Source organism: Streptomyces zingiberis (assembly GCF_012034935.1).
In the GTDB taxonomy this organism is placed as follows: domain Bacteria; phylum Actinomycetota; class Actinomycetes; order Streptomycetales; family Streptomycetaceae; genus Streptomyces; species Streptomyces zingiberis.
On the sequence record NZ_JAATEN010000006.1, the window covers coordinates 1 to 12,459 of the forward strand.

At 73.8% G+C, this 12,459-nt stretch carries 6 protein-coding genes and 1 pseudogene; 4 read left to right on the forward strand and 3 right to left on the reverse strand.

All coding sequences use genetic code 11. The features are described from left to right. Positions 1-1,224 precede the first annotated feature (1,224 nt). On the reverse strand, positions 1,225-2,655 hold the full coding sequence (locus tag HCK00_RS09445; RefSeq protein WP_375781947.1) for a cation:dicarboxylate symporter family transporter: 1,431 nt from the start codon (positions 2,653-2,655) through the stop codon (positions 1,225-1,227). Positions 2,656-2,906: 251 nt separating this feature from the next. On the opposite strand from HCK00_RS09445, the gene HCK00_RS09450 reads away from it, so the two are divergent. Both HCK00_RS09450 and HCK00_RS09455 read left to right on the forward strand, forming a co-directional pair. Continuing rightward, positions 2,907-4,745, forward strand: coding sequence for an ATP-binding protein (locus HCK00_RS09450; RefSeq protein ID WP_168101382.1), 1,839 nt, complete (start codon positions 2,907-2,909; stop codon positions 4,743-4,745). Positions 4,746-4,810: 65 nt separating this feature from the next. After that, the gene (locus HCK00_RS09455) at positions 4,811-5,431 is read left to right on the forward strand and encodes a response regulator (protein ID WP_240965446.1); all 621 of its coding nucleotides are present in this window, start codon (positions 4,811-4,813) and stop codon (positions 5,429-5,431) included. Between the two features lie 402 nt (positions 5,432-5,833). Here the strand turns inward: HCK00_RS09455 and HCK00_RS09460 are convergent, their stop codons facing one another. Together HCK00_RS09460 and HCK00_RS09465 are read right to left on the reverse strand one after the other, a co-directional pair. After that, the gene (locus HCK00_RS09460; protein WP_311765236.1) at positions 5,834-6,610 is read right to left on the reverse strand and encodes a DUF4142 domain-containing protein; all 777 of its coding nucleotides are present in this window, start codon (positions 6,608-6,610) and stop codon (positions 5,834-5,836) included. A 290-nt stretch (positions 6,611-6,900) separates the two neighbouring features. Beyond that, complete coding sequence (locus tag HCK00_RS09465) at positions 6,901-7,926, reverse strand: 6-phosphofructokinase (RefSeq protein ID WP_168101384.1); 1,026 nt, start codon at positions 7,924-7,926, stop codon at positions 6,901-6,903. 425 nt (positions 7,927-8,351) lie between these two features. Between HCK00_RS09465 and pta the strand changes: the two are divergent. Together pta and HCK00_RS09480 are read left to right on the forward strand one after the other, a co-directional pair. Then, positions 8,352-10,442: pseudogene (pta, locus tag HCK00_RS09470) on the forward strand (phosphate acetyltransferase); the annotation flags it as partial. Positions 10,443-11,125: 683 nt separating this feature from the next. Next, complete coding sequence (locus tag HCK00_RS09480) at positions 11,126-12,346, forward strand: acetate kinase (RefSeq protein WP_168101607.1); 1,221 nt, start codon at positions 11,126-11,128, stop codon at positions 12,344-12,346. Positions 12,347-12,459: the final 113 nt, after the last annotated feature.

Consider the following 12,459-nt stretch of genomic DNA (forward strand, 5'->3'; position numbering starts at 1 on the left):
GCCGCCTGAACACCCACCACCGCCCCCACTCCGGCCAACCGAAGCGGTGCAGCAGGCGACAGGCCGGCCCCGGCAAAGACCACCCCGGCAGGCAACCCCTCGGCCACCACCCCGAGGGGTCCACACCCCTGCCCGGAACACAACTCGGGGAGAACGGAAGACACCAGGAGACCGAAGACACCTGAGAGGCCGTGGACACCCGAGGGACGGGAGCCACCAAAGACACCAGAGACACCGGAGCGGAGAAGATCCACACCGTCGCCACAAGAGCAGCCAGCCCCTCACCGCAACCACCGACAGCCCGCCACGACGGCAGGACAGCCGAGAAACAACGCACGCGTGTGCCCCGCGCACCCCCACCCACCCCAGCCACTCCGTCTTGTCGAACTCGCCCACCGGGCACGCCCGACCCCGAGTGGCGAAAGGCACCGCGAACCCCCGGCCCCGGCGCCGTAACCCCCGCCCCTCACAAACCCGCCGGCCCGCAACCCACCCCCCACCACCACCGCGCCGCCCACCCGGCGCCGTAACAGCACCCCACCACCACCGCGCCGCCCACCCGGCGCCGTAACAGCACCCCACCACGACCGGGACGGGCCAGGACGACGAGAGGAACAACCCAGCACAGCCGACGAGAGAGCGTGATCAGGTCGAGGATGCCGTCCGGACCGCCCTGCGGGGGTGTCGGCCCAGGCGGAAGCGCATCGGCCGGATCGGACGAGCGCAGCCCCGGGCGCGGAACCTTCCCGGCGCCGCACGAGCCCGGCGCGCGGAGCGGCTCCCCGGTCAGGGGGGCGATGGCTCCCCGGACACGGGAAGGCGCTCCTCCCACGGTCAGGGGGAGACCGTGGGAGGAGCGCCGGGGAGGTTGGACTGGGGTGGTTGTCGAACCGGGGTGGTCGGACCGGGAGGCTGGGCCGAGGCGGTCGGACCGGGGAAGTGCCGGACCGGGGAAGTTGAGCCGGGAAGCCCGGCCGGGCCGGTTGGAGCGGGTCAGTTGGGCCGAGCCGGTTGGGCCAGGCCGGTTGAACCGGGCCGGTTCGACTGGGCCGGTTCGCCTGGGCCGGCTCGACTGGGCCGGTTGGGCCGGTGGCTTTCCGTGCCGGTAGCGGAAGAAGCCCGTGGGTGCCGGACGGGTCCGGGCCGGCCTCGGGAAGCGCCGGGTGGTCGCCCCAGGCTCACCGTGGGCCGTTCACGGTGAGTCAGGGGGCCGGGGCCGGCCTGTCAGACGCCGACGCGCTCCTTCGTCCCGTCACCACCGCCGGGGTGCTCTCCTCCGGGACCGGTCTGCGCCGCTTCGGAGGGCTGCTCCGCCCCACCGGGAGCGCCGTGATCGTCGACGAAGGTCTGCTCGTCGAACGGGATCTTGCCGCTGAGGACCTCGTCGACCCGGGCGCGGTCGATCTCCTTGGTCCATGTGCCGACGAGCACCGTGGCCACGGCGTTGCCCGCGAAGTTGGTGAGGGCGCGGGCCTCACTCATGAAGCGGTCGATGCCGACGATCAGGCCGACGCCGTCGACGAGGTCGGGGCGGTGCGACTGCAGGCCGCCGGCGAGGGTGGCGAGCCCGGCGCCGGTGACACCGGCGGCACCCTTGGAGGCAATGATCATGAAGACGAGCAGCGAGATCTGCTGGCCGACGGAGAGCGGGTCGCCCAGCGCCTGGGCCACGAAGAGAGAGGCCATCGTCAGGTAGATCGCCGTGCCGTCCAGGTTGAAGGAGTAGCCGGTGGGCACGGTGATGCCGACCACGGGCTTGCTGACGCCCAGGTGCTCCATCTTGGCGATGAGCCGCGGCAGGGCGGACTCCGACGACGAGGTCGAGACGATGAGGAGGAACTCCCGGCCGAGGTACTTCAGGAACGTGAAGATGTTGAGCCCGGCGACGACCCGCAGCAGCAGGCCGAGGACGACGAAGACGAAGACCACACAGGTCGCGTAGAAGCCGATCATGATGACGGCCAGCGACTTCAGGGCGTCCATCCCCGTTTCGCCGACGACCGCGGCGATGGCGCCGAAGGCGCCGACCGGCGCCACCCACATGATCATGGCAAGCACGCGGAAGACCAGGCGCTGGATGTGGCCGATGCCGCGGATCACCGGCTCGCCCACGGACCCCATGGCCTGGAGGGCGAAGCCGACGAGGAGGGCGATGAGGAGGGTCTGCAGCACTTCACCCTCGGTGAAGGCGGACACCATGGTGGCCGGGATGATCCCGAGCAGGAAGTCGACGGTGGACTCGCTCGCCCCGGCCGCCTGCGCGGTGCCGGCGTCCCGCGCGGCCTCGCTGAGGTGGAGCTCGACACCGGGGAGCATGTTGCCCACGACCAGGCCGATGGCGAGCGCCACGGTCGACATGACCATGAAGTAGCCCAGGGCCAGTCCGCCCACGGCGCCGACCTTCGCGGCCTTCCGTACCGAACCGACGCCCAGCACGATCGTGCAGAAGATGATCGGGGAGATCATCATCTTGATGAGGCTGACGAACCCGGTGCCCAGCGGCTTCAGCTCGACCGCGACGCCCGGCGCCGCGAAGCCGACCAGGATGCCCGCGATCACCGCCACGATGACGGCTATGTACAGGTAATGCGTTCTGTCGCGCCTCGTCCGGCCGCCCTGAGATGGGGCTTGAGTGGTCACGGCCGTCCTCCTGATCTGTGTGCGGTCCGGTGCCGACGGGCCGGGCCGGTCGTCCTCCGGTCCGGAGTCGGTGTCCCGGTGACTATCCACCTGCGTGTGCCGGGGGTCACCCTTACGTTCATTGAGTTCACGGCCGCCGCGGAACCATCGCCGAAGGGGACGGACCGGAGCCGTCCCCCTGCGGTCCGTCACCCTCGGGGCACAAACGCGCAAAGGTCCTGCCCACCGCTTTCCCCCAGGTGGGGACGGCCCGGCAGACTGGCCTCATGCGTGTCCCCCGTCCCCGGAGCCTGGCCGGCCAGCTGTTCGCGATGCAGGTGGTGCTGGTCGCCGTCGTGGTGGCCGGGTACGCGGTGTTCACCCACGCCGCCGACTGTCGGCAGACGGAGGAGACCGCCCGGCTGCGGGCGCTGTCCACGGCACGGACGGTTGCCGCGTCACCGTCCGTCACGGCCGCGATCCGCGGCGACGACCCGACGGCGGTGCTCCAGCCGTACGCCGAGGAGGTGCGCCGCGGGACCGGCGTCACCTTCGTCACGATCATGGACCCGCGCGGTATCCGCTGGACGCACCCCGACCCCGAGCGCATAGGGGAGAAGTTCCTGGGCCACACCGAGCAGGCGCTGGCGGGCCACACCTTCTTCGAGACCTACACCGGCACTCTCGGCCCCTCGGTCCGGGTGGTGACACCGGTGCGGGACCAGGGCCGGATCGTGGGGCTGGTCAGCGCGGGGATCACGGTGGAGGAGATCTCCGAGGAGGTGCGGAAGCAGATGGCCGTCCCCCTCCTGGTGGCGCTCGCCGCGCTGGTCCTGGGCGGATTCGGGACCTATGTGATCAACGCGCGGCTGCGCCGTCACACGCACGGGATGAACACGACGGAGCTGAGCCGCATGCACGACTACCACCAGGCCGCGCTGCACGCCGTCCGCGAAGGGCTGCTGATGCTCGACGGCGGGCGGCGCATCGCGCTGGTCAACGACGGCGCCCGGGAGCTGCTGGGGCTCGGCCGGGACACCGTCGGGCGGTACGTCGCCGACCTGGGGCTGCCCCCGTCGCTGACCGGGGCACTGCTGTCCGCCGAGCCGCGGGTGGACGAGGTGCACCTCACCGCCGACCGGACGGTGGTGGTGAACACCTCGCCCGTCTCCGGTGGCGAACGGCGCGGCACGGTGGTGACCCTGCGCGATCACACGGAGCTTCAGGCGCTCTCCGGGGAGCTGGACTCGGTGCGCGGGTTCGCGGAAGCGCTGCGGTCGCAGGCGCACGAGGCGGCGAACCGGCTGCACACCGTGGTCTCGCTGATCGAACTGGGCCGGACGCAGGAGGCGGTCCGGTTCGCCACGGCCGAGCTGGAGCTGGCACAGGCGCTGACGGACCAGGTGGTCGGGGCGGTCGAGGAACCCGTGCTGGCCGCGCTGCTGCTGGGCAAGGCGGCGCAGGCGAACGAGCGGGGCGTGGAGCTGGTGCTGACGCCGGAGAGCCGGATCGACGACGGGGTGCTGCCCCCGGAGCTGTCCCCCCGGGATCTGGTCACCGTCCTCGGCAACCTGATCGACAACGCCGTGGACGCGACGGCCGCCGACGGCACGGCCGACCGGCAGCGTCGGCCGCGGGTGACCGTCACCGCCCGCGCGGCGGACGGCGAACTGCTGTTGCAGGTACGGGACTCCGGACCGGGCATCACCCCGGAGACGCTCAACGGCATGTTCGAACGGGGCTGGACGACGAAGGGCCCGTCCCGGGACGACCACCCGAGCGGGCGCGGCGACAGGAACGGGGCCGGGGACGTGCGGGGTGCCGCGCCGGTGGGCCCCGGACGCGGGCTCGGCCTGGCGCTGGTCCAGCAGGCGGTGCGGCGCAACAGCGGGACGATCGAGGTCGCGGTGGCGGGCCGCGCCGGGGTGCCGGGGGCCCTCGGCCCCGGGCAGCGGGCGGCGTCCGCCGGCGAGGGCTCGCCGCCGGCCCGGCCGGACGGTCCTCCGCCCCGGCCCGTGGCCGCGGACGGCTCCGCCGGGAGCGCGGCCTTCACGGGCGGCGCGCAGTTCACCGTACGGCTGCCGCTCAGGGCCGACGTGAGAGCCCCGGCCGGGGTGGAGCAGTGAGCAGGCCGGGCCCGATCCGGGTGCTGGTCGTCGAGGACGACCCCGTGGCCGCGGACGCGCACGCGATGTACGTGGAGCGGGTGCCCGGCTTCGTCGTCGCCGGAACCGTGCACTCCGGGGCGGAGGCGCGGCGCCACCTGGACCGCGAACCGGTGGACCTGCTGCTCCTGGATCTCTACCTGCCGGACGGGCACGGTCTCGCGCTGCTGCGTTCGCTGCGTGCCGCGGGCCGCTCCACGGACGTGATCGCGGTGACCTCGGCGCGCGATCTGACCGTGGTGCGGGAGGGCGTGTCCCTCGGCGTGGTGCAGCACGTGCTGAAGCCCTTCGCGTTCCCCACCCTGCGGGAGCGTCTCGTCCGGTACGCGGAGTTCCGCACCGCGGCCGGTGAGGCGAGTGGCCAGGAGGAGGTGGACCGGGCGCTGTCCGTCCTGCGCGCCCCGTCCCCGGCCTCGCTGCCGAAGGGGCTCAGCGGGCCGACCCTGGAGGCCGTGACCCGGGTACTGCGCGACGCGGACGGGAACGGCATCACGGCGCTCTCGGCCGGTGAGGCGGTGGGCACCTCCCGGATCACGGCCCGGCGCTACCTGGAACACCTGGTGGACACGGGCCGGGCCGAGCGGCGGCCGCAGTACGGCCAGGTGGGCCGGCCCGAGCTGTACTACCGGTGGGTCAGCGGGTCCTGAGCGGGAGCCTCCCGGGCCGGGAGCCGAGGCTGCATTCCCGGCCCCCGGCCCCCCGCCCCGGGGCCGCCGGAACATCCGGACGGGTCCGGGACCGGGAGCCGGGGCGCGAGTCCGGGGCGGGAAGTCGGGGCGGGGAGTCGGGGCGGAGCGGCGCGCTCCCCGGCCTCCCTCACCGGCCTGACCGCTCGGCCTGACTGATGCTTGGCCTGCCTGACCGCTCGGCCTGACTGATGCTTGGCCTGCCTGATGCCCGGCCCTGACCGATGCTTGGCCTGCCTGACCGCCCGCCTGCCCGATCTGCTCCGCCTGCCTGATTCGGCCTGCCTGATTCGGCTGGGCTCGTTCGATCCGCTCGGCCTGACCGATCCGCCCCGCCTGCCTGATCCGCTCGCCCTGCGCGATCTACTTGGTCACGGCTTCCTCGACCTCGGCGAAGGTCTTGGCGTCGACCAGGCCGGTGTCCTCCAGTACTTCGAGGTGGTCCATGACGGTCTGGTTGGCCTGCCGTGCGTGGCGGCGGATCAGATCGTTCTGGGTGGAGCCGCGGACCTCGCCGATGGTGGCGAAGATCTTGCCGTGCGAGGCCCGCAGCAGATTGGCGAAGATCTTGTCGAACTCGGCGCCCTTGGCGGCCTTCATCTGGGCCACCCAGCCCTGCTGCTCCTCCGTGGCCTCGTCGGGGATCTGCACGCCGAGGATCTTGGCGTCCTCCCGGACGAGCTGGTCCAGCTTGGAGTGGCCGTCGATCAGGTGGTGACCGGCGCGCTTGACCGCCTCGCTGGAGGCGTTCGTCTGGGCCAGCCGACCGGCCGGGATCTCCCAGAGCCCGGCCTGGCGCACGGCCACCAGGAACTTCTTGTCCACCTCCGTCACGGTCCCGGCGCTGGTCGAGGTCGCCCCCTGGGCGGAACCGTCCTGCGCCGCCCCGCCCTCCTGCGCCGCCCCGCCCTGCTGGGGCGCGGAGCCGTCCTGCGGGGCCGAGCCCTGGGGCGCGGTCCCCTGGTCCCCCGCCTGGGGCAGACCGCCGGCGACGGTGCCGGGCTCCTGGTTGGCCTGGCTGCTGGTGGTCTGGAGGTTGATCAGTACGGGTATGAGTGCCAGAACGGCGACAATCGCGAGTGCGATGGCCGCCGTGCGCATCGACACTCTGGGCCTTTCGGCCCGACGGTTGCTGCGCACGGTGCCTCCTCCTCGGAACGGGTGTTCTTCGGGGTACGCAGCGGGCGGAGGGGGCGTTCACGGGCCCGGCCGGAAAACTCGATCACCTCGGTCCGGGGCCGCTCGGCCCAGGCGTCCGGCGTCCGGCTGCCGCACCGGCCCGGCGCCGCGGGACCAGGGAACGAGAAAAGGGAGCGGCCCCGGGGAACGCGGCCGGGAACCGGCCGGCCACCGCACACGGCAGCCCCCGGCACGCGACGACGGGCCCGGGGATCCGGCATCCCGGGGCCGGGCACCCCGGCCCCCACCGCTCAGTAGACCGACTCCGCCTCGCTCATCCGGTGCCCCGGCACCGTCTTCAGCGCCGCGGTCGCCTCGGCCAGCGGCACGAGCGTGATGTCGTTGCCGCGCAGCGCGGTCATCTTGCCGAACTGCCGCTCGTGTGCCGCCTCCACCGCGTGCCAGCCGAAGCGGGTGGCGAGCACCCGGTCGTACGCGGTGGGCGTGCCGCCGCGCTGGACGTGGCCGAGGATGACGGGGCGGGCCTCCTTGCCGAGCCGGTGTTCGAGTTCGGCGGCGAGGCGGTTGCCGATGCCGGTGAACCGCTCGTGACCGTACTGGTCGATGGCGCCCTTCTCGTACCGCATGGTGCCCTCGGCGGGGTGCGCGCCCTCGGCGACGCAGACGACGGCGAACTTCTTCCCGCGGGCGAAGCGCTCCTCGATCATCGCGCAGAGGGCGTCGATCTGGAACGGCCGTTCGGGCAGCAGGATCCCGTGGGCGCCACCGGCCATGCCGGACTCCAGGGCGATCCACCCGGCGTGCCGGCCCATGACCTCGACGACCATGACGCGCTGGTGGGACTCGGCCGTCGTCTTGAGCCGGTCCAGGGCCTCGGTGGCGACGCCCACAGCGGTGTCGAAGCCGAAGGTGCGGTCGGTGGCGGAGATGTCGTTGTCGATGGTCTTGGGCACGCCGACGACGGGCATCCCCGCGTCGGACAGCATCCGGGCGGCGGTGAGGGTGCCCTCGCCGCCGATGGGGATGAGGGCGTCGAGCCCCAGTTCGCGGCTGAGCTCCTCGGCGTGACCGCACGCCTCGTCGAGCCGGCCGCGCTCCAGCCGCGCGGACCCCAGGATGGTTCCGCCGCGGGCGAGGATGCCGCTGACGGAGTCCAGGTCCAGCTTGCGGTAGCGGTGCTCCAGCAGTCCCTTGAAGCCGTCCTCGAACCCGATGACCTCGTCACCGTGGCCGGTCAGGGCACGGTGCACGACCGACCGGATCACGGCGTTCAGTCCGGGGCAGTCACCGCCTGCGGTGAGGACTCCGATGCGCATCGTGCTCTGTCTCCTGAGGTTGGATTCCCGGGTCACGAGTGGGGGGAGATACGGACGGGCCGACCATCCGATTGTTCCACGCCCCGCGAGCGGGCGGCGCTCCCAGCCGTCCGGACGAGCGCGGCCCTCGGCGGGGCGGGTCCTGGCGGATACTGTCAGCAGGAGCGCTCGTCGTTCCGGAGGCGGTCCGCCCCCGGAGCGGCCGGAGGCGGTCCGTCCCCCGGAACGGCCGCGCGCCGTCCGGCCACGGACGGCCGGGGACGGTCCGGGCGGGCCGGCCCCGGACCCGTGAGGCTTCCCCGTACCGGGGTCGCGCACACGGGGCGGTGCGGGCATTGGGGGGCGGAGGGCCGGGCAGCCGCGAGCGAGAACCACGGCGTGAGCCCGGCGCGACCGGCCGGGACGAGCGAGAACGGAGAGCAGGCGTGACGCGCAGCGTGTACGTCACCGGCATCGAACGGGGCGACGGCCGTCAGGTGGTCGAGCTGGGAGTGATGGAGCTCCTGACCCGTCACGTGGACCGGGTCGGCGTCTTCCGCCCGCTGGTGCACGACAGCCCCGACCGCCTGTTCGAGCTCCTGCGCGCCCGTTACCGGCTCGCCCAGGACGCCGCCACCGCCCATGGCATGAGTTACCGGGAGGCCGCCGCCCTCCAGGCCGAGGAGGGCACCGACGCGCTGGTGTCCGCCTTGGTGGACCGCTTCCACGCGATGGCCGGGGAGTTCGAGTTCGTGCTCGTCCTGGGCACGGACTACGCCGAGACGGGCGTCCCCGCCGAACTCAACCTCAACGCGCGGCTGGCCAACGAGTTCGGCGCGGCGCTGATCGCGGTCGTGGGCGGGCGGAAGCAGACGCCCGAGTCCGTGCGGGCGGAGGTCCACAACGCCTACGCCGCGTTCGACTCCCTGGGCTGCGACGTCGTCGCGATGGCCGCCAACCGGGTGGCGCCCGAGGACGCCCGGGAAATCGCCGGCGTGCTGGCCGAGCGGTTGCCGGTGCCCTGCTACGTGCTGCCGGAGGAGCCCTCGCTGTCCGCGCCCACGGTGCAGCAGATCGTGCAGGCCCTCGGCGCGGAGGTGCTCCTCGGGGACGCGGCGGGACTGGCGCGGGACGCCCGGGACTTCGTCTTCGGCGGTGCGATGCTGCCGAACTTCCTCGCCGCCCTGACGGAGGGCGCGCTGGTCGTGACGCCCGGGGACCGGGCGGACCTGATCATCGGCGCGCTGGCCGCCCACGCCGCGGGCTCGCCACCCGTCGCCGGGGTGCTGCTGACCCTCGACGAGCGGCCGGGACCGGACATCATGGCGCTGGCGGAACGGCTGGCCCCCGGCACGCCCGTCGTCTCCGTACCGGGCAAGAGCTTCCCCACGGCGGCCGAACTCTTCGCGCTGGAGGGCAAGCTGAACGCCTGGTCACCGCGGAAGACGGAGACGGCGCTGGGACTGTTCGACCGGCACGTGGACACCGCCGATCTGACGGCCCGGATCTCCCTGGCCCCGCGTTCGGACCGGGTCACCCCGATGATGTTCGAACACGCGCTGATCGAGCGGGCCCGGGCGCACCGCCGCCGGATCGTCCTCCCGGAGGGGACCGAGGAGCGGGTGCTGCGCGCCGCGGACGTCCTGCTCCGCCGCGACATCTGCGATCTGACCCTGCTCGGCGACCCGGAGACGATCCGCCGCCGCGCGTCCGAACTCACCGTCGACCTGGGCGCGGCCGATCTGATCGACCCGCGGGTCTCACCGCTCCGCGAGCGCTTCGCCGAGCTGTACGCGGGGCTCCGCGCCCACAAGGGCGTCGACCACGAGCTGGCCTACGACGTGGTCGCCGACGTCTCCTACTTCGGCACGCTGATGGTCCGCGAAGGGCTGGCCGACGGGATGGTCTCCGGAGCCGCGCACTCCACGGCCGCGACCCTCCGCCCCGGTTTCGAGATCATCCGGACGGCGCCGGGCGCGCAGATCGTCAGCTCCGTGTTCTTCATGTGCCTGGCCGACCGGGTGCTGGTCTACGGCGACTGCGCGGTCAACCCGGACCCGGACGCCGAGCAGCTCGCCGACATCGCCATCCAGTCGGCGGGCACCGCGGCCAAGTTCGGGGTGGAGCCGCGGATCGCGATGCTCTCCTACTCGACGGGGACCTCCGGCACCGGCGCGGATGTCGACAAGGTGCGCAAGGCCACCGAACTCGTCCGGCAGCGGCGGCCGGACCTGCTGGTGGAGGGGCCCATCCAGTACGACGCGGCGGTGGACGCCACGGTCGCGGCGGCCAAGCTGCCCGGGTCGGAGGTGGCGGGCCGGGCCACCGTGCTGGTCTTCCCCGATCTCAACACGGGCAACAACACGTACAAGGCGGTGCAGCGCTCGGCCGGGGCCGTCGCGGTCGGGCCCGTCCTCCAGGGGCTGCGCAAACCCGTGAACGACCTCTCCCGGGGCGCGCTCGTGCCGGACATCGTCACCACCGTGGCGATCACCGCCATCCAGGCCCAGGAGCAGAGCCGCCCCCGCGACCCGGCCGGTCCCCACGCGGCCCCGGAGACGGCCCCGGATCCCGCGGCCGGCCGCCGCGCACCGGCGGGCCCGGGGACGGACCCGGGGGCGGGCAGCGGCGTGGGCACGGGCACAGAGACGGGCAGGGACACGGGCACGCCGGAGACCGGCACCACGGGCGCAGGGACCCCGGCCACCGGCACCACGCGCAGGGGCCCGGTGAACACCGGGGCACGACGCACGGCTCCGGCGGATACCGGGAGCACACCAACGGGACCGGCCGGCTCCGGCACACCCCGCACGGGGCCGACGGACACCGGCACTCCTCGCACCGGACCGGCGGGCACCGGCACCCCCCGCACGAGCCCGGCTGACACCGGCCGGGCGGGCACGGAACCCCGCTCGGCGGGGAGCGCGGAGGACACGCCGGGACGGACCGCGCGGGGAGACGCGCGCGGGTCGGTGGAGACGCCGGCGGCACCCCGGGGGCCCGCGCCGCGGAGCCCCGGGATCGCCACCCGGCGGGGCGGACGGGGGGAGCGGTCCGAGTGAACGGCCCCGAGCGCCCAGAACACGCCGAACACCCCGAGCACCCCGAGCACCCCGAGCACCCCGAGCAGGAGAACACCGGACGGGACACCACCGCCCACGCCTCCCCCGCGCCCGCCCACGGCGGCGGCCCCACCGGCGGCGCGCCCCCCGCCACCCGGGTGCTCGTCATCAACTCGGGGTCCTCCTCCGTGAAGTACCAGCTGCTCGACATGGCGGAGGCGGATCCCGCCGACGGCCGGGGTGCCGTGCGGCTGGCCTCCGGGGTGGTGGAGCGGATCGGCGAGGGGCCGGGGGCGGATCACGCGGAGGCGCTGCGGCGAGTCGCGGGTGAGCTCGACGCCGAGGGGCTGGGGCCGGACTCCCCCGGGCTGGCCGCCGTGGGGCACCGGGTGGTGCACGGCGGCACCCGGTTCACCGAGCCGGTACTGATCACCGACGAGGTGCTGGCGGGCATCGAGGAGCTGGTCCCGCTCGCGCCGCTGCACAACCCGGGGAACATCGCGGGCATCACGGTCTCCCGGGAGCTGCGCCCGGGGCTGCCGCAGGTCGCCGTCTTCGACACGGCGTTCCACGCGACGATCCCCGAGCACGCCGCGCGCTACGCGCTGGACACGGCGACGGCGGACGCCTACGGGGTGCGCCGGTACGGCTTCCACGGCACCTCGCACGCCTATGTCTCCCGCGCCGCCGCCGCGCTGCTGGGGCGGGACCCGGCCGAGGTCAACGCGATCGTGCTGCACCTGGGCAACGGGGCCAGCGCCTCGGCGGTGGCGGGTGGGATCTGCGTGGAGACCTCCATGGGCCTGACCCCGCTGGAAGGGCTGGTCATGGGCACCCGCTCGGGGGACCTGGATCCGGCGGTGGTCTTCCATCTGGCACGGGTGGCCGGTCTGGACACCGACGCGATCGACACCCTGCTCAACAAGCGCAGCGGCCTGCTGGGGCTCTGCGGGGACAACGACATGCGGGAGATCGGCCGCCGGATGGCCGAGGGCGACCACGCGGCCCGGCTGGCCTTCGAGATCTACGTCCACCGGCTGCGCAAGTACGTGGGCGCGTACACCGCCGTGCTCGGGCGGGTGGATGTGATCGCCTTCACCGCGGGGGTGGGGGAGAACTCGGCCGCCGTACGGGAGGCGGCGACGCGGGGCCTGGAGGTCCTGGGCATCGAGGTCGACCCGGTCCGCAACGCGCTGCGCGGCTCCGCGCCGCGGCTGGTCTCGGCGGGGAGCAGCCGGGTGGCGGTCGCCGTGATCCCCACCGACGAGGAGCTGGAGATCGCCCGCCAGACATTCGAGCTGGTCACCGGGGCAGACGCGGGACAGCGCGGCGGTGACGGGCCCGCGGCCCGGCCGGCCCCGCGGCAGGAGTCCCCGTGACCTGGGCCGGCACGGCACCGGGGACCGTCTGCCGGACCCGGGCGGGCCACGCGGGCAGCCGCCGGACAGCACTCCGGTGACGGGCCCACCGCCCGGCCGGAGCCAGGACAGGA